This is a genomic window from Shewanella sp. MF08487 (assembly GCF_050848685.1).
GTDB lineage: Bacteria > Pseudomonadota > Gammaproteobacteria > Enterobacterales > Shewanellaceae > Shewanella > Shewanella glacialipiscicola.
Genome location: NZ_JBOZPB010000001.1, coordinates 204428 through 222318 on the forward strand (window position 1 = coordinate 204428; position 17891 = coordinate 222318).

Annotated in this window: 18 protein-coding genes and 1 tRNA gene; 9 read left to right on the forward strand and 10 right to left on the reverse strand. The window is 44.1% G+C overall.

Annotation, left to right across the window (positions count from 1 at the left end; all coding sequences use genetic code 11):
* Positions 1–63 precede the first annotated feature (63 nt).
* Positions 64–366 carry a N(4)-acetylcytidine aminohydrolase gene (gene yqfB / locus ACRN9H_RS00830; protein WP_432312124.1) on the reverse strand — a complete coding sequence of 101 codons (303 nt, stop codon included), beginning with the start codon at positions 364–366 and terminating at the stop codon, positions 64–66.
* A 374-nt stretch (positions 367–740) separates the two neighbouring features.
* Between yqfB and ACRN9H_RS00835 the strand changes: the two genes are divergently transcribed.
* On the forward strand, positions 741–938 hold the full coding sequence (locus tag ACRN9H_RS00835) for a DUF2986 domain-containing protein (RefSeq protein ID WP_432312048.1): 198 nt from the start codon (positions 741–743) through the stop codon (positions 936–938).
* A gap of 133 nt (positions 939–1071) precedes the next feature.
* Here ACRN9H_RS00835 and ACRN9H_RS00840 read toward each other — a convergent pair whose 3' ends face one another.
* Together ACRN9H_RS00840 and ACRN9H_RS00845 are read right to left on the reverse strand one after the other, a co-directional pair.
* Positions 1072–2631 (reverse strand): MATE family efflux transporter, encoded by a 1560-nt coding sequence (locus tag ACRN9H_RS00840; protein ID WP_432312049.1) that lies wholly within the window; start codon positions 2629–2631, stop codon positions 1072–1074.
* Between the two features lie 41 nt (positions 2632–2672).
* Complete coding sequence (locus ACRN9H_RS00845; protein WP_220774118.1) at positions 2673–3530, reverse strand: ion transporter; 858 nt, start codon at positions 3528–3530, stop codon at positions 2673–2675.
* Between the two features lie 187 nt (positions 3531–3717).
* Here ACRN9H_RS00845 and ACRN9H_RS00850 point away from each other — a divergent pair, with 187 nt between their 5' ends.
* The 3 genes from ACRN9H_RS00850 to ACRN9H_RS00860 all read left to right on the forward strand — a co-directional run bounded on the left by ACRN9H_RS00850 (position 3718) and on the right by ACRN9H_RS00860 (position 5431).
* The gene (locus tag ACRN9H_RS00850; protein ID WP_220774119.1) at positions 3718–4239 is read left to right on the forward strand and encodes a L,D-transpeptidase family protein; all 522 of its coding nucleotides are present in this window, start codon (positions 3718–3720) and stop codon (positions 4237–4239) included.
* A gap of 173 nt (positions 4240–4412) precedes the next feature.
* Positions 4413–5045 (forward strand): VOC family protein, encoded by a 633-nt coding sequence (locus ACRN9H_RS00855; RefSeq protein ID WP_432312050.1) that lies wholly within the window; start codon positions 4413–4415, stop codon positions 5043–5045.
* A gap of 125 nt (positions 5046–5170) precedes the next feature.
* Positions 5171–5431 (forward strand): DUF5062 family protein, encoded by a 261-nt coding sequence (locus ACRN9H_RS00860; RefSeq protein ID WP_220774121.1) that lies wholly within the window; start codon positions 5171–5173, stop codon positions 5429–5431.
* A 111-nt stretch (positions 5432–5542) separates the two neighbouring features.
* On the opposite strand, the gene ACRN9H_RS00865 is transcribed toward ACRN9H_RS00860, so the two are convergent.
* Positions 5543–6349 carry a M23 family metallopeptidase gene (locus tag ACRN9H_RS00865; RefSeq protein ID WP_432312125.1) on the reverse strand — a complete coding sequence of 269 codons (807 nt, stop codon included), beginning with the start codon at positions 6347–6349 and terminating at the stop codon, positions 5543–5545.
* Positions 6350–6582: 233 nt separating this feature from the next.
* On the reverse strand, positions 6583–7455 hold the full coding sequence (locus ACRN9H_RS00870) for a 6-carboxytetrahydropterin synthase (RefSeq protein WP_432312051.1): 873 nt from the start codon (positions 7453–7455) through the stop codon (positions 6583–6585).
* Positions 7456–7923: 468 nt separating this feature from the next.
* Here ACRN9H_RS00870 and ACRN9H_RS00875 point away from each other — a divergent pair, with 468 nt between their 5' ends.
* Positions 7924–8925: a cytochrome-c peroxidase gene (locus ACRN9H_RS00875; protein WP_432312052.1), complete on the forward strand. Its 1002-nt coding sequence runs from the start codon at positions 7924–7926 to the stop codon at positions 8923–8925.
* A 90-nt stretch (positions 8926–9015) separates the two neighbouring features.
* Here ACRN9H_RS00875 and yejK read toward each other — a convergent pair whose 3' ends face one another.
* On the reverse strand, positions 9016–10044 hold the full coding sequence (yejK, locus tag ACRN9H_RS00880; protein ID WP_220774890.1) for a nucleoid-associated protein YejK: 1029 nt from the start codon (positions 10042–10044) through the stop codon (positions 9016–9018).
* A gap of 77 nt (positions 10045–10121) precedes the next feature.
* Here yejK and ACRN9H_RS00885 point away from each other — a divergent pair, with 77 nt between their 5' ends.
* Both ACRN9H_RS00885 and ACRN9H_RS00890 read left to right on the forward strand, forming a co-directional pair.
* Positions 10122–10340, forward strand: a complete 219-nt coding sequence (locus ACRN9H_RS00885) for a YejL family protein (protein ID WP_220774889.1) — start codon at positions 10122–10124, stop codon at positions 10338–10340.
* A 66-nt stretch (positions 10341–10406) separates the two neighbouring features.
* A complete protein-coding gene (locus ACRN9H_RS00890) occupies positions 10407–12191 on the forward strand; it encodes a DUF3413 domain-containing protein (protein WP_432312053.1) in 1785 nt (594 codons plus the stop codon).
* Between the two features lie 167 nt (positions 12192–12358).
* Here the strand turns inward: ACRN9H_RS00890 and ACRN9H_RS00895 are convergent, their stop codons facing one another.
* Positions 12359–13465 (reverse strand): NADH:flavin oxidoreductase/NADH oxidase, encoded by a 1107-nt coding sequence (locus ACRN9H_RS00895; protein ID WP_432312054.1) that lies wholly within the window; start codon positions 13463–13465, stop codon positions 12359–12361.
* Between the two features lie 105 nt (positions 13466–13570).
* Between ACRN9H_RS00895 and ACRN9H_RS00900 the strand changes: the two genes are divergently transcribed.
* Positions 13571–14437 (forward strand): LysR family transcriptional regulator, encoded by an 867-nt coding sequence (locus ACRN9H_RS00900; RefSeq protein ID WP_432312055.1) that lies wholly within the window; start codon positions 13571–13573, stop codon positions 14435–14437.
* A 205-nt stretch (positions 14438–14642) separates the two neighbouring features.
* On the opposite strand, the gene trmY is transcribed toward ACRN9H_RS00900, so the two are convergent.
* The 3 genes from trmY to ACRN9H_RS00915 all read right to left on the reverse strand — a co-directional run bounded on the left by trmY (position 14643) and on the right by ACRN9H_RS00915 (position 17225).
* Complete coding sequence (trmY, locus tag ACRN9H_RS00905) at positions 14643–15239, reverse strand: tRNA (pseudouridine(54)-N(1))-methyltransferase TrmY (RefSeq protein WP_220775071.1); 597 nt, start codon at positions 15237–15239, stop codon at positions 14643–14645.
* Positions 15240–15426: 187 nt separating this feature from the next.
* Positions 15427–15503: transfer RNA gene (locus tag ACRN9H_RS00910), tRNA-Pro, on the reverse strand.
* 243 nt (positions 15504–15746) lie between these two features.
* Positions 15747–17225, reverse strand: coding sequence for an alpha/beta hydrolase (locus ACRN9H_RS00915; protein WP_432312056.1), 1479 nt, complete (start codon positions 17223–17225; stop codon positions 15747–15749).
* 171 nt (positions 17226–17396) lie between these two features.
* Here ACRN9H_RS00915 and ACRN9H_RS00920 point away from each other — a divergent pair, with 171 nt between their 5' ends.
* Positions 17397–17885: a DUF6942 family protein gene (locus tag ACRN9H_RS00920; protein ID WP_432312057.1), complete on the forward strand. Its 489-nt coding sequence runs from the start codon at positions 17397–17399 to the stop codon at positions 17883–17885.
* Positions 17886–17891 lie beyond the last annotated feature (6 nt).

Here is a 17891-nt window from a genome sequence, read left to right on the forward strand (position 1 = left end):
AAGCGTAAAAAGCGGCCGTGCTGCCTTTTACGCTTTTTTTATGCCCCATTAAGCTGACTATTTTTACTGCGGTAACACGTTAAAACGGATCATAAATAATTGCTCAAGACCAGGATAAATCTCGGCGATGACATTGCGTAATTGCGCTAATGTCATATTTTCTTGCTCGGCATGCACATCTGTCAGCTCGGCGAGTGTTACAGGCGTCACATCAACAATTTGGATGTCACAAAACCAGCGATCCGTTTCAAAAGTTGAAACCGGTAATATTTGTCCTGACTCAACATGGGACTCGGCTTCATCACGCAGCGTAATGGTTTTCGCGCCACTTAAGATGTCACGCTCAAAGCGTTCAAAAAAGGTCATTTTAGTTAACAACGTATATTCCTCAATTCAAGGTATGAACGCTACGGCTCACCTTAGTCAATTTCAACATCAATAATCCTTAAGCAATATAATGACTTTTGACCTGCACTAATAGTACGTATTGTCAGTACACATCGAAAAATACGCGCCTTCTATTGCATAACCCTAACTCAAAACGCTTATGCTTATTTCTTGTACCAAACGACTTGTACTAAATAAAGGGATAACGCCAAAGATTGAATGCACGGTTCTTTTTCGACAAAATACAGCAAAGCATGGTCAGTTAGCTCAGATTGAGTTAGAATCCGCCCTCAATTGAGCCCTTGGCCTCATATTCCTGCGCATAGCGGGTGCGAAACGAAATTAGAGACGTCATGAACAAGAAACAAAAGATCATCAAGAAAATTGCTAAACGCGCCAAGGCCAGACTAAATAAAGTCGACCCAGCCACAATTGGCGTGCCCGCTAAATCTGGTTATGTCTCTAAGGCTGAGCGTGCGAAGCTTGAATCCTTAGACACCACTCAGATTGATGAAACAAATACAGATAATACAGACGAAACGGCTCGCTAGGCTGAACCTGTCGCCAAGACGCTAAGTTTCGAATGCAAAAATGCCACTCAAGTCAGTGGCATTTTTTGTTTGTATTCACTGCAAATTAACCCTAAAAGCTTAATCAAACTCCACTCTAACTCGTGTTTACGGACTATTTATTGAGCTGCTGCGCTTTGGGCGTTAACCCATTGTGATCCGCAGTGGAGTCATCTTCACTCATCCCGCGCAAAGTAGCATCCGATTCTTGCTCTTCGGTTAATTGTGCCATCTGTGCCTGCGCTGATGAAAGAGGATTAACTGCGCTAGGCGAATGCTCTGCAACACAGTTTGCAATTTCATCTTGCATGCTTAATGTGTCACTCATTTGGTGTGAAGATAACGACTGTGCTTGTGCTGCTACTTTATCCACCAAACGATAGGCAACGAGCACACCTAAAGTGCCAAAGAGTACAGAGCCTATCACTTGGCCAATCAGCACACCATAAACCCCACCCCACTGCGCACCAAAATACACAAAAGGCACTGTGCCCAATGTGGCTTTGCCGACATTAAACAAGGTGGAATACTTGGCTTTTCCGAGGTTATTAAATGACGCATTTGCCACGAATAAGATCCCTGAAAAGATAAAAAATACCGCGATATAACTGCAAAAGAAGTTAATAACATCAGCACTGTCACCTTTCATATCAAACACATTGATCAAGTGCGACTTAAGCACAAATAACAACAGTGACATTACCAGCACATACACAGTGCAAAATTGGATAGCTCTGGTCAAACTCTCCCTTAGTCTATCAAACTGACCTGCACCAAAGTTTTGCCCAACAATTGGCCCAATCGCGCCCGAAAGGGCAAAAATCATCCCAAAAGCTACAGGGATCAAACGTCCTAAGACGGCCCACCCCGCCACATAAGCATCACCAAAATCGGCAATCGCGCGCGTAACAAAGGCATTACCAATCGGCGTCGCCACATTGGTTAACATCGCAGGACCTGCAATTGCAAAAATAGGCTTAAGATCGGCGACAAAATGCGCCTTATTGAAATTGCCCAGCAACTGATGCTTAACCACCACACCGCGAGCGGCAATTACAAACACTGCCACTCGTGCCAGTACTGATGCCAATGCCGCCCCTTCTATGCCCATCGCGAACATAAAGATAAAAATAGGGTCTAGCACGGCATTAACACCACCGCCCGCTAAGGTGGACATCATAGAGAGTTTTGCATCCCCTACAGCACGTAGAGCGCCGCCCAGCGCCATCGCCAAACAGATAAAGGGCAACGAGGGCACTAAGATATATAAATAACTGGCCGCGAGCACCGCTGTATGCCCACGGGCGCCCACTAACGCGACCAGTTCAGGGATAAAGCTAGTCACAACCACAGCCACCAGCACGCTAATTAAGGTGGTAACTATTGCGCTATTGAGTAATAGCCGTTTTGCCAGCACCACGTCTTTTGCACCAATAGAGCGAGACACTAGCGCCCCTAAAGCAATCGATAAGCCGATACCAATAGAGGTTGTGAAAAAGGAGATACTGCCCGCATAGCCTACCGCTGCGGCAAGTTCATGCTCACCTAATAAACTGAGAAAAAAGATATCCAGTAAATCCACCACAAATAAGGCTGAAATCCCCACTGCGGCGGTCGAACTCATGACTAAGATATGGCGTAAAATAGGCCCTTCAACAAACTTGGCTTGCGTCATACGGTTTTACCTACAAAAATAAAAAGAATCAGCCAAAGCCATTATTTATCACCTTTTTCAGCAGGGACATCTAATTTATCTAACTCGCAGCCACAGCGGCTACAATACATGGCATCAAGATCATGACCCGTTTTGTGACATTGATTACAAGAGCGTAAATCCCGATGACGCCTCACCTCATGGGAAATTTCAGCGGTTAAAATACCCGTGGGAATAGCAATAATGGAATAACCAATTAGCATTGTACAAGCCGCAATAGCCTGCCCTAAACCTGTTTTAGGCGTAATGTCACCGTAACCGACGGTGGTAATTGTCACAATCGTCCAGTAGACCGATTGGGGAATTGAACTGAAACCATTATCAGGCCCTTCAACCACATACATTACTGCGCTGAGTACCATAACGATCAAACTGACCGAGAAAAAGAACAAAAAAACCTTTCGGCTCGACTGCATCATAGCTTTAAGCAGGACATTACCTTCGCTTAAATAACGCAGTAACTTGAGCACTCTGAAGATCCTGAATAACCTCAGTATGCGGATAACTAAGGTAAAGTTAGCGCCGGGGACCAGTAGCGCTAAATAGGTTGGCAATATCGATAATAAATCTATTACCCCATAAAAACTGCGGGCATATAACACAGGATGGGTTGCGCAGTATAACCGTAGGCCATATTCAATCGTAAATATAACGGTAAAAATCCATTCTAATACACGAATAATTTGGCCATATTCACGGTGAAACATTTCAACCGTATCGAGAAAAACGAGGCCCACACTCAGCACAATACACAACATTAAGCCGATATCGAAATAACGACCAGCGGGAGTATCTGTACCAAAAATAATGAGGCGTAATTGACGCTTTAATGGACTTTCGGATTCAATATTCTCAGGCATACAGATACATACTTCCTTGCAACGAACGTATTAATAGAGGGGTTACAACATCAATATGTCACGAGTCTGCCATGCAATTGCGCTCAGCTCAAAATAATCTACTCACAGCGCGGTAAAATTACGGTATGATGCCAAAAAGTTAACAATCCATCTCATTCAACCCATGAGTTTATTTCCGAGGACTTTAATGCGCGCCACCCTACTTTCCACATTGACATATCTCACTGTGACTATCGCGGCACTTGTTTCACCCACATTACATGCCTCAGGCGCTTCTGGCATGGGTAAAGTGGATCTCGTGGTTATTACTAAATCTGAATCCCGCATGGCTTTACTACGCGATGGCAAAATACTAAAGCAATATCACATCGCTATGGGTGATTTACCCGCAGGACATAAATTAAAGGAAGGCGACCAACGCACACCGCAAGGGCGCTATACCCTCGACTATAAAAAGTCAGATAGTGCTTATTATAAATCGATTCATATTTCCTACCCCAATGAAGAAGATAAATTGCGCGCAAAAGCGTTAGGTATTAGACCTGGAGGTATGATTATGATCCACGGCCAAAATCCTAAATCGTCATTGTCGCCCCAGCAAGCCCAACAATACAATTGGACTGACGGCTGTATCGCAATTACCAACGCCGAAATGGATGAAGTGTGGAAAGTGGTCGATGAAGGCACGCCGATTGAGATTTGGCCTTAATCTTAGCCAACAGCTCGCAGCAAAATGCCGAGTTGTGCATTGATAGAATATCCAATACGCCCAGTTTAATGGGCGTTTTTATTTAACGTTAAATCATGTTGTTAGTTGAATTATCACTACTTATTTAGATTAAGGAATAGAAACTAACAGCAATAAAACACCTTGGAGTCTCTATGGCTAAATCCAACAAACCCACTGCACCGTTAACTGCCAGCATCAGCTATGAGCAATTAACGCAACACTGGTCAGTCTTTGAAACGCAAATTTTGGCTTTACTCGAAACCTTAGATTTAGCGGATAAAGCTCTGTTTTGCGATCACGTGGCACTGCGCGTTAATTCCATCGCCAGCGCCGATGCACTGCGAGAGGCTTTTAGTCGCGTGGGAAATATTATTTCAGATAATATCATTAACGGCCGCACGATCCTTATTATCGAATTAAATACACCACTCACACTAGGTCAATTTAGCATTGAATGCGTTGAACTGCCCTATCCCAGCGATAAAGCCTATCCGCAAGAAGGGTGGGAACACATTGAATTAGTTATTGAATCAACGGCTGAAGATTGCCAAACCCTTAGCCAAGATTTAATGACTCTGTGCCCCACATTAAAACCATTACTGCAACCAGCACCATCAACTCCAGAGTTTGAGCCCTACCAAGCCATCAAGGTTAAGATGAGCTCGCCAAAAAGCGATAAAGAACGTTTAGCCAACCCAACCATCGCTTTTAAACGCGATAATGTGTGTATTAAAGTGCATTCCCATGGCATAAAAGCCGTCATTGCGAGTGAGCAACTAACGTAACAAATAAAGAAAGATTGATATGCCGCGCGGTTCCCAAATGAACCCTAAGATAAGCGGCTAATCGCATCAAGCACCAATCATTAATGCCAGCATAGTAGGCTCGGTGTGCAACCAGAGGAACGCTAATGAAGCCACATAAAAATGAAGCGCAAATATTGAAATTCGCCATGGAGATTGGTGTTGGCTACGCCAAAAAACGCGGATATGCGGACTTCGACAAGGGCATCTCACCCAAAGACAAAGTCGAATGTATTTACCGTTTATTGGTCACGGATAACTTGATCCAACCGCTGGCCAAAGATAAAGAAGATGGGCCAAACATGAAACACAAACTGATTTTGTGGATCACCCGCCAGCTACCCGCCGATCATCCATTGCTACAATAATCATCTAGTATACTCGCCCCGAATGCACTGTTCTACAGAGTTTGAAAGGTAAGCTGCACACAAAAATGGCGCAACATTGCGCCATTTTTGTATGTCTAATTAGTGTTAAACTTAACCCTTTACAGCCGCTTTCTCATTTGCCAATACCGTTGCCATTGGCGGTACTATGGTTGTGGGGTCGAGGCGCATTTGATACCAATTCACCCGCCAATCTAAATGTGGACCATTAGCACGACCTGTCGCGCCGACCTCTGCCACAGCTTGGCCTTGCTTAACCACTTCACCTGTTTTGACGTAAAGCTGACTTAAATGTAAAAAACTCGAACTCACGCCATAACCATGGTCGATCACCATAGTCCCGCCAGAATAAAACATGTCTGGCACAGAAAGACTTATAACCCCATCAGCAGGCGCGACCACCACAGTGCCGGTTTTTGCCGCCACATCCACACCAAAGTGTGGATTACCCGGCACGTCATTATAAATACGTTGGCTACCATATACGCCTGAAATACGGCCCGTTAATGGCCAAATAAATTCCTGCATAAATGCGGTTTGATTGCTAAAGCTCGCCCGCGCGGCTTTTACCTGCGCGCTGTCTTTTGCCGCTCTTTGCTGCGCTACGGGATCGGGCTTCATAATTTTCGAGCTAATGCCTTTTACACTTTGAATATCATATTCACGCTTAATCAAAGTCAACAGTTTAACCTCAGTTAAGCCGCTCGGATAAACCAAAGTTAACTGCTGGCTCAGTTCACCATCACGATCAAAACCAAAGGCAAAATTCCCGTCAGGGGTTACCTTAATAGCTTCGCCATTTAAGGCTACCTGAGTCCCCGCAGCCACGTGACCCCGCATTAATGCGCCTTGCTCTAGCTTACCCTGTAAATTCACTTGTGCTTGCACCTGAGGCGCCATAACTACTGCACCTAAGATTAATAATGTCGATGAGTAACGTGCAGAGCGTAAACCGCTGATGAATACACGACGAAATAACCGTAGCGGTGTATGTGTTTCAAACATTTTCACAAAAAATCCTTATCCGTAATCAACTTATCTGTAGTCAACTAATACGTAATGAATAGCGCCGCTCATTAGGTCAGCCATGCATATATTTTACGTACAAGCCTAAACAACACCCATCTTAACGTTTATCCCTTAGTTACTATCGCGCCTTTACCTACGCCTTCAAATGCCACCACTTTAAACTGACTGGAGGGGACTTTTGCAACCAAGGTAGTCGCGATAAAGTCGGCTAACAACTCAACCGTGGTGTCGTGTGGGATTACATCACAGCATGTTTTTGGCATTGCCAATTGGAAATCCCCTTGGGGCGCTTGGTAATGGAAACCATAGTGAGTGTCGTCAGAGACGCGCGTTTGCGCCGATAGATTAAGGCTGTCAACGGACACTAAATCCTCCTCGCTCCCTAAATAAATATCGTGCCAACGCTTAGCCCAATATTGATCCCATTTGAGTGCCGGATGACCATTTTCAAAAATATGAATAGGACTACGATGTCCGTGGGCAATACGTTGGCAATTTCCATCGTGCTTACGTAGACCATGGCTGTAATGGTAATAGGGCGTATCGAGAATTTCGTGCCTCAATGTTAAGGTGATCCCCTCGATATTCTTCGGTAAAGCTTCACGTAACGCTTTTTGCAAAAAAGCATTGACGCTGAGTTGATTAATATTTTCACTTGATACTAACGCAAAGGCTTGCGATGGGCAGGCTAAATGAATTTGGCCCAACGAGCTTTCAAAATCCACCCATACCCGATCGCCCTGCTGCTGCCAACGCACATTGCTGCACGCTGTCGGCACTAATAAACGATGATCGGCCCCCGCATCAATCGTTTGTTTTATCGTGCGCTTCACTTTAGCAAAATCGAGCAGCATATTTTGCTCGTCTAATCCGCCTTCAAGCAGCACATCAACAATCCAACTTTCACCCACCATACCGCGCTTAGCACACAAGTAAGAAAAATCGATTACTGTTAAATCTTTTACAAATAGTTGCATTGATGCTCCTCGGCAGAAAAACAGTCCGCCTATTGATTTGATAGCAGCACTTAGCAAGTGCTAAGCGTACTCACTTGAGGCTCCAAAATTAAGCGCTCAATACTGAATAACGATTCTAATCAATTCTGCCTGTTGTCGCGACACATGAATCCATTTGAGGTCATATATGTGGGCACTGATAGCATAAATAGGATTGTTGAGGGGTGACTAATCGATAATATAATCGAACAGACAAATACGAGTAAGGGATATAAGGATTATGTATCGAGCCTGTCGATTGGTGGACAATATCTTAAATCAAACAGCAAACTTAACTGGATAACCAAATAAAAACAGTGTATTAGATCACAAATACTTAATCCGTAACAGCGATAGACCCAATCGAAAGAAAGCGTTACCCCTTGTCAACATTAGTCGCTAACCTCCCTATAAACCACAAAAAAATAAAGGTTATATAGGAGAAGCAACATGATCAAACTCACCGCTATTGCTATTATCATCACGGGCATTTTAGCTAATAGCCAAACTGTCGCTGCCGAGCCCATCGAAGTCATAAAGGCCGTGAAGATTACCGAACCAGAAAAAGTCGAACTCGGTAAAATGTTGTTTTTTGAACCCAGACTGTCTAAGTCTGGGTTTATCTCCTGTAACTCTTGCCATAATTTAGCGACGGGTGGTGTTGATGCTCTCCCCACATCTATTGGTCACCATTGGCAGCAAGGTCCAATTAATTCACCCACAGTACTTAATGCCGACTTTATGCTGGCACAATTTTGGGACGGACGCGCCAGTGATTTAAAAGAGCAAGCTGCAGGCCCTATTGCTAACCCAATGGAAATGGGATTTACCCATGATCTTGCTACTGAAACTATCAGTTCTATTCCCGCCTATCGGGCCCGTTTTGCTCAGGTTTATGGCGATGAAAAAGTCAATGTAGACCGTTTAACGGATGCCATTGCCGCCTTTGAAAAAACCTTAGTGACGCCAAATAGTCCTTTCGATCAATATTTATTGGGTAAGCAAGATGCAATCAGTGTGGATGCAAAAGCAGGCTATCAACTCTTTAAAGATAAGGGGTGTGTGAGTTGTCATAACGGTCCCGCTGTCGGTGGCACCATGTATATGAAAATGGGACTCATCAAACCGTTCCACACCAATAACCCTGCAGAAGGTCGTAAGGGGGTCACAGGTAAAGAAGCGGATAAATATGTGTTTAAAGTGCCGACACTACGCAATATTGAGTTGACCTATCCCTACTTCCATGACGGCAGTGTATGGACTTTGGAAGAAGCGGTGAATACCATGGCGGACATTCAACTCGGTCAGAAAATGTCAGATAAAGAAATAAAAGAAATGCTGGCCTTTCTTGTCAGCTTGACGGGCGATCAACCCCAAATCGTACTGCCTATATTGCCACCATCAAATAAGAATACTCCGCGTCCAGAGCCATTTAGCCAAACGAGTCACTAAATCTATACCACGTTAATCCCAACAAAAAGGCCAAGCGTAGCTACGCTCGGCCTTGCACTGTCTATATTAAAGCGATGATTTAATCAGTCGCTATTCGCCTTTAAGACGACGGTCGAGCTGATCTTTTAAGTTTGCTGGCACACCTTTAATTAAAATTGTGTCAGAAACGGGATCGTAAATCACCCGCTGGCCTAAATGCCCGCCATCAAAACTTAAGGTTAATCCTCCACCTGTACCTGAAAATTTCTTCAATTGGCGCAGGGTTGATTTGTCTGCCGGAAACTCTTCATCAAGATCATAGTTACCACCACGAGCAAAATCATAAAAAGAGTCCATGCCTTCATCAGCGAGTTCATCGGCCAAGTCTTTAATCTCAATGTCAGCACCTTCATCAAAGCGCTCACTGCAATATTCAAACACTTTATTACGACACTGCTGACGCTCGTCTTTAGTCAGCTCACTACTGGCAACAAAATCTTCAACCGCATTCATTAAGGTTTTGTTTTGCGCTTTGGTGTTTACACCTTCAACGCAGCCCATAAAATCAAGGAAGAAATCAGCGACCTTGCGTCCCGCACGGCCACGGATAAAGGAAATATATTTACGGGATTCTTTATCTGCTTGCCACTCGGTCAAATCAATACGCGCAGCCAGTTGGATATTGTTTAAATCCAAGTGGTTATTTTGCGACAATTCCATATCATCTAACACTGTCATCGACGACTTAGCACTTAACAAGGCCACGAACAGATAATCACTGGTGATGCTTGTGTAGCAAGACATCAGCAAAAATCCGCCTTGGCTAAAGTCATATTTCGACAACTCTTCTTGTAGTAATTTACTGGCTTGGCCTGAAAACTCCACAAAACCTAAGTCGTTACTACGGTACTGAGTTAAGGCATTGGCAAAAGCGGGGTTAGCCTCGCCGTCGTCACCCTGAATGCCAAAATAGCCAAAACCTTTACCGGCTTTGCCCGTATAAGTCTGGTGTAATTCGTCGAGCATCATCTCGACCGCCTGACCGTTCAGCAGAGGTTGAGGACGTAAACGGCAGCGTAATTGACCCTGACTGTCCTGGGAAATCTCGTGAATAATTGCGTGTTCGATGTTAATACTCATAAGCCCTGATAGTGATACTGGGATAAATCCGCTATTATATGCCGCTAATCCATTCCAAAGTGAAACATTTTTTGATTATGGCAATCCAATCGAAATACTCAAATATCCAAGTTGAATCATTAATCGCCGAAATATTGGCTGTGTTAGAAAAGCATAAAGCACCGACAGACCTGAGCCTAATGGCATTGGGCAACTGCGTGACCAACCTGCTAGAACGTAAAGTACCCAGCGAATCACGTAAAGCCGTGGCTGAGCAATTTGCGAAAGCACTCGCACAATCGGTTAAATCCCAGTAAGTTAACTGTGTGATAGTTATCAAAAGCATATAAGTTACAAGGTCTTTTAGGAATACACGGATCACTATGGTCGAGCGAAAAAAGCAAATGAGTCGAGACAGAGTTTCCCGGCTCATCAACTGGGGACATTGGTTCGCCTTCTTCAATGGCATATTAGCCATGATAATCGGAAGCCGATACATTGGTGGTGTGGGTTATCCTGAAACCTGGTACGGCTGGATTTATCTAAGCGTCAGCACTATTGGTCAGTTTAGCTTTCTCGCTTTTATTGCCTACTTAATCTGTCTGTTCCCACTGACCTTTATCTTACCCTACTCAAAAATATTGAGAGGGATTGCGGCGGTGATTGCGACGTTAAGTCTGTGTGTTTTATTGTATGACACCATTGTTTATGCCGATTATGGTATGCACTTAAGTCCTTTTGCCTTTGATTTAGCTTGGGCAGATCTTAATGCCTTGCTCCACGGCACTTCTTATATTGTCACGCCGTTAGCGATTATCGCCATAGAACTTACCGCGGCTAATTTTTTGTGGAAACGCATCGATAAAATTCAAAAGCTAAATTTAGGCAATAAAGTTATTACGTTAGTTGGCGTGTGCTTTATTAGTAGCCACTTGATCCACATATGGGCCGATGCGGCCGATGTCACCGAAATAACCCGTTTAGATGATATTTATCCACTATCTTACCCCGCTACAGCACGTTCCTTTATGGAAAGTCATGGTATAGACCGTTCATCTCAAGACGAAAACCACAACACCAGTGTATTAAATTATCCTGAGCAACCGCTCACCTGCCAAGCCGACACTAAGCCCAATGTGTTAATGATCACCATCGACAGTTTACGTGCAGATATGGTCGATGATAAAAATATGCCATTTTTACATCAATACACTGAAAGCAATCAATCTTTTACCCAGCATTTTAGTGGTGGCAACCAATTTAGAACCGGTATGTTCTCACTGCTTTATGGCTTACAAGGCAGCTATGGGGATGCTCGCATTTTTAATAGTACCAGCCCAGTATTAACCCGAACCTTGCAACAAGCAGGTTATCAACTAGGGCTTTTCCTCCCAGATACGAATCTTAGTTTACGCTCGTCACAGGCGATGTTTAATGACTTTACGCCCGTGGTTGCCAAAGAAACCGATGGCAGTGCCGCTGCCGACTTGCATACCGTAGCCAGCTTTAACCAGTGGCACGATGTTCAAGATAAGCCTTGGTTTGCACTTCTCAACTTAAAAGCGCCAGAAAATTTTGATACCCCAGTAGGATTCCTCGGCATAGAAACAGTAAAAGCCGATCCTGCATTAACGCCGGCGCAAAAGGTATTATTTAACCAATATCGCCAATCGCTATATTTTATTGATCAACAACTCAACGCAATTTTAGCGAATGTATCAAACGACACCTTAGTGATTATCACTGGCGTGAATGGCAAAATATTTACCAGTAATACTGATGAAGCTTACCGCAATCTATCACCACAGAGTGTCAAAGTGCCCTTAGTGATCCACTGGCCTAAAGCGGCGAGCCCAAGCAAAGTCAAATACCGTACCAGCCATTACGGCATTGTCCCCACGCTGATGACCCATGTTTTGGGTTGTACCAACCACACGACTGAGTACAGCGCCGGTCGCAGCCTATTGCAGCCGAGTAAAGAAACTTGGATCTATATTGGTGACAGCACTCTTTTTGCCATTTACCAACAGGCTGAAGTGACTGTGATTGACCGCCACGGAAAGTACCGTATTTATGATGAAAATTATCAACATAGACTCAATAAAAAAATGAGTGCGCCAGAGCTTATCGAAGTGATGCGTGAAGGCCGGCGTTTCTATAACCATTAATATTATCTATAGGCTTAGCAATGAGCTCAACTGAAAAGCCCCACTCTTCCAAGAACGGGGCTTTTTTGTATTTGGGTCTCAAGATCATATCTTTGCCGCTAACGCAAAAAGTCACTATCAATTGATAGTGACTTTAAAAATAAGCTCAAGCTTGAGTCTGTTATCGATTAATCGGCTTTGACTGTTGAGTAACGCTCTAACCAATGTGCATAAGGGGCCGGTAATACCCAAGATGGACGGGTAATTTTTAACGTTTGCGCCGCTTGATATGGCCAGTGCGGATTAGCTAAAAAGGCTTTGCCTATCATCACCAGATCCATTTGCTCATCTTCAATTGCACTATTGGCGTGCACTGGATTATCCATGCCCCACGATGTGGCAACGGGGAAACCCACTTCCTGTCGAACACGCGCGGCGATAGGCGCTAAGAATGCAGGACTCCAAGGAATATTGGCGGTCGGTGTTGAGAAACAAATACTAACATTAAGCATATCCAAACCGGCTTGTTTAAATTGCTTTACCAAGGCGATTGACTCACAAAGAGTTGCTTCATCTTTATGGTCAAACTCAATCACGCCAAATCGCGCAGTTAAAGGTAAATGCTGGGGCCAAACTGCCCGTACTGCTGCAACCGTTTCTAATAAAAAGCGGCCACGCCCTTCTGCGCTGCCGCCATATTCATCGGTACGTTGGTTAGCATAAGTTGAGAAAAAGCTCTGGGCTAAATAACCGTGGGCAAAATGCAATTCTAACCATTCAAAGCCAGCCGCTAAAGCGCGCTGCGCTGCCGCAACAAAATCCGCTTGAACACGCTCAATATCTTCAACCGTCATGGCCGTAGGTACAACCGGTAAATTAGCACCAAACGCCGTCGCTGAGGGCGAAATAGGCTGCCAACCTTGTGGATCATCATGTGCAATATGATCATCGCCTTCCCACGGAATATGGGCACTCGCCTTACGGCCGGCATGACCAATTTGAATCCCTGCCACAGCGCCCGCATTTTTAATCGCGCTAGCAATCTTAGCTAAACCTTGTGCTTGTTCATCATTCCATAATCCAAGACATTTTGGCGTAATGCGTCCTTCTGGGGATACCGCAGTGGCTTCAACCACCACAAGTCCAGCGCCGCCTCTGGCAAGGCTAGTGTAATGTACCTGATGCCACTCATTAGTAAGGCCATCAGTGGCTTGATATTGACACATAGGCGCTACGGCAATACGGTTTTTTAGGGTGATATCTTTAAGCTTAAAAGATGAAAATAAATCGGCCATGGGATTTCCTGTTTCTGTTGTCGCTACAATTCAATGGCGACAGACTAGCCCTATCGTGCCATAATTAAAAGCATGCATAGATTATATATTTGATAAAATTTACTTATGATTAATCCACAGTGGTTACAAACCTTTGCTGTTCTGGTCGATAAAGGTAACTTTACTCGCACTGCTGAAGCCATAGGTATCACTCAAGCGGCCGTGAGCCAGCATATCAGTCGCTTAGAAGATGAATATGGCACGTTATTTTTGCGCCGTACCCGCCAGCTTGAAATCACTCCCGTAGGGGAAAATCTGCTCACCTATGTAAAAGAAGTCGAGTGTGCCCAAAAACGCCTACAACAAAAGCTTATCCACGATGACGCAGAGGCTGGCGATGTAAGCCTTATTACACCTGGCAGTATTGGGCTAACCCTGTATCCGCTATTACTAGAGTTACAAGAGACATTTCCTACGCTTAATATCCGCCATCGTTTTGCGCCAGATAATGAGATAGTGGCTGCTATTTTAGCGAACGAACATGAACTGGGTATGGTGACATTAAAGCCCGCCGATCCGCGCATTACGAGCACCTATTTTACTGAAGAACCCTTGGAATTAGTGGTGCCTGCCAGTCAGAAAAATACCGAATGGCCTGATTTACAAAAACTCGGGTTTATATCTCACCCAGATGGTGAAGCGATGGCCACTCGCCTACTTAGCCGTAAATGCCCCGATAGCCCCAGTATTCAAGAAATTCCCTGCCATGGGTTTACAAACCAGATAAGTTTGATCCTCGAACCTGTCGCAAAGGGGCTTGGTTTTACCGTGATCCCACAATACGCCCGAAAAGCCTTTGAGCGCCAAGAGGATATTTACGTTGTGGAATGTGGTAGCCAAGTCGTAGACACCATTTGGCTTATCCATCGAGCGGAATGGCCTTTGTCACTGCGCGCACAAAAAGCCATTGAATTTTTAAAGGGTAAAATATAACGCCTCTTTAATGGCTATTTTAGTAAAAACTAGCGCCCTTATACTAAAACCCTTATTTATAGAATCGAAACCATAGTTAACAACAGTTGGTTAAGCCGTTTAACAGTAAGTCGTGATGAATCGTTTAAAAACAAAAAAACCCATTTAAAAATGGGGCTTACTGACTAAAGGTCAAAATTAGCGATAGCTTAATAAAATTAAGTGGTTATTGATTGATGTCCAATTCATTGTGAATGAGTACCACGCACTGCGAAGCAAACAACATTTTTGGTCCAAGGCTGATTTTTTGTGCCCCAAGTCGCTTTAAGGTATTAAAGCTTTTTTTCGGCATGGGAATATGGTCAGTTAGTAAGAAGCAGGGGTTTCCCACAAATTCTTGCTCACGGATTGAGGTGCCCTTTTTATCCATCATAAACAATTGATAATCGACCGCGAGTTCTTGCACTAATTTTTCAAAACTAATGGTGCTTACACTAATTCCTTCATCAACAATACGCGTTTGCTCTTTGGTCATACCCCTTGAAATATCTAACGCTTTGGCTATTTTAGCGAGCAAGGCTTGCTCGTGAAAACCACCAATATGGCAAATATTTCGAGTATCGAAACAGATTGTACGGGAGAAATCGTTAGTACTTTCTAATACCAGATAAACAACAACATCGTTACGATGTGACTGAGCCACAAAAATCGTATTCATCAAAGTGTGCGCTAAAATTTCGGTGTGCGCTTCTTGGCCAACGGATGCCAAAAGCAACTGACTGTCAGTCGGTGCAGATCTTGCTCGTAAAACAAAAGCGCGCATAAATAAATGTCCACTCAATGAAGTTTTTAATACTGGGCTCGTAAGGTATGTTTATGTGGGTGTTTCTACCCATAAACAATACATAAAACAAAACCCCGTTTTAGCAATGCTAACACGGGGTTTTGTTTTAACTTAACAGTGGTCTTACTTTAAATTTTAAAATAACGTCACAATCAAGTCTAGAATTTGGTCGGTATGAGAGGATTCGAACCTCCGACCCCTGACACCCCATGACAGTGCGCTACCGGGCTGCGCTACATACCGAAATTGTTAAGTGCATTGAAATAGCAGCTAATATTTAACTTGCTGTAACTTAGCATGTTTTATCGCTAAATTAATCTCAATCACTTGTCACTTAAGATACTGTTTGTGGGGTTAACCTTAAGTGAGCCAGAACTGTAGCAATTGCCTTGCAACTGCGCAAGAGATTCATGACATCTCTTTGATTAACTGCTTAGTTTCTGGCCTGTGTGATAAATATTTATTCAATATGGGGAGTAAAATAAGCTACTGCATCTGAGCGAGCCGATATTCATCAACCCGTTCTAGCAAATAGGGAAAGAAAGGGTTCCATTTTTGTCGCAGCATTTCTGCTGCTGGTACGCTATATAACCCTCGCTCTCCACGCGAAGCGGCGGCGCCGATTTGAATTCGACGACGATCAGACTCAATAACAGCACCATAGAGACCATCTTCTATACCAAACGGCAGTGCAACATGGGATAAAGAGTACACACCTGCAGGCCAAAATAAATCAAGTACGCGCACTTGTTGATTATCTTGGGTGAGCCATTTCCCCTCTCTATTTAAACCAAAGCTGCGTGCTTGTACTTGTGTGGCGTCACGGCTGACATTCTCCACCAGTGTGCCACGGTAATGTAATTGCTCGCTGTTGATACTGTGCTGTAAAAAGGTCAGAGGATCAGTGCTGACCATTTTGACATTAATATCGAGTCGATTCATATCAAACAGCACGAGTTCATGGCCCTTATCTGGCAGCAGCTGATAAAGATTATCAACCACTGCCAAGGAGGATACCGTGGCATCGACGACAGATTGAAACGTCAGTATTGATGGGATTTGCGCACGTTGCGCCGCCGTTAATCCTGCCAATATACCTTGATTTCGCAGCGCCAATTGATACACCACATCCCCAGCATTAACCGCAAAGGAGGTATATTTGAAGGGATCGTATTCCACTTGAAGACTGTTCCATTGTAATTTATCCAGCTCCAGCAATCGGCCTATCCAGCTTTGCCAGCGGGCAACCGCGGCTATCGGTGCGAGGCCTATCGCAGGAGAGATAAAAATCATCCCGGTATAATCTGCGGCTTTATCTTGGCGGACACGTTCTAATTCATGATTAAGCGCTACAGCAGCGCCCGTCGAAAAGCCGACAACAAATAGCGGTTTACCTTTAAGTGCTTGGCGCATATGCGCTGTGGCTAAATCCACCGCGGCGGCAAGATCCTGCCAATACAGTTCAGTTAATCCGCTAGGAATAGTGCCATGCCCTGGTAATCTTAGCCCTAGTACGTGAGCTTTACCCTTAAAATGCGCAGCCACATTGGATAAGGCATAAGGCGAATCGGACATACCGTGGAGCAGTAATACCCCAAATTCCGCATTTGCCACTGGCCATTCAAAACTACGGTTCCAATTTTGTGACCAAAGAGCGGGGTCTGACAAACTATGTTTTATGTAGCGATTCACCGGAGAAAATTCACTAACCGGAATTTTTTGTATCACTTTGCGCTCAACTTCAGCGAATAATTGCTCTTCTAATGCTAAATACTCACTAAAGTGGGTCAGTTGAGTATCATAATGAAACTCATTTTTTAGCTCAACGGTGTGCCAAAGAGACAGTTCAGGGCGCGCATTAAGAAAATAAACGCCTGTTATGAGTAACGCCAGCACTATGCCAATACTTGCGTACACCGCAGCGAAGAATAAGTGTTTTGTCGAACCTATGATGATGGCTTTCATAGTGGTCCTTGCATTCAAATCAAATGAGTCATTCAATAAAACGGTTAAATAAAGACAACTTTCAAGATTTTTACCACGATATAAAAAACGACTGTCAACAGACTCAACATCTTGTCGAAAATAAGGTTAGCATACGCTCCCGCTTAATTTAGATTAGATAGCCCAAACAATATGATTATCGGTCATCCTCAGAGCCCATTCGTCTACTATTTGCCTACCCCACCACAGATACCTGACGGTTGGCATTACAGTCAAGTAGAAGCTATCGCGGCGCTAATCGCCCTCAACGGTAATCATTGGCGAAAAATTCTCACTATTATGGCAAAAATAAGCCTAAATGACGGTGATTGGCGCCATTACCGCGACCAAACATTACTAAAACATAATGAGATGATCTGCATCGGCGGCACAAAGTTGATTGCAAGCGCTAAGATTCATATTGTTGCGGGACAAATGGCCGCCCATCGTTTGGGGATCTCTTTAGCGACAAACGATTACACCAACGCTGCACAGCTGCTATCAATACAAAATAAATCGATTACCTTCATTAAGCTCCCGACACACAAAGCACAGTATTGCCTACTCACGCCCTATCTTGATTATCGCCAATATCCAAATCAGCTCATTGAGCTCACTCGCCAGCAAATAATGACGCTGTAATCGACT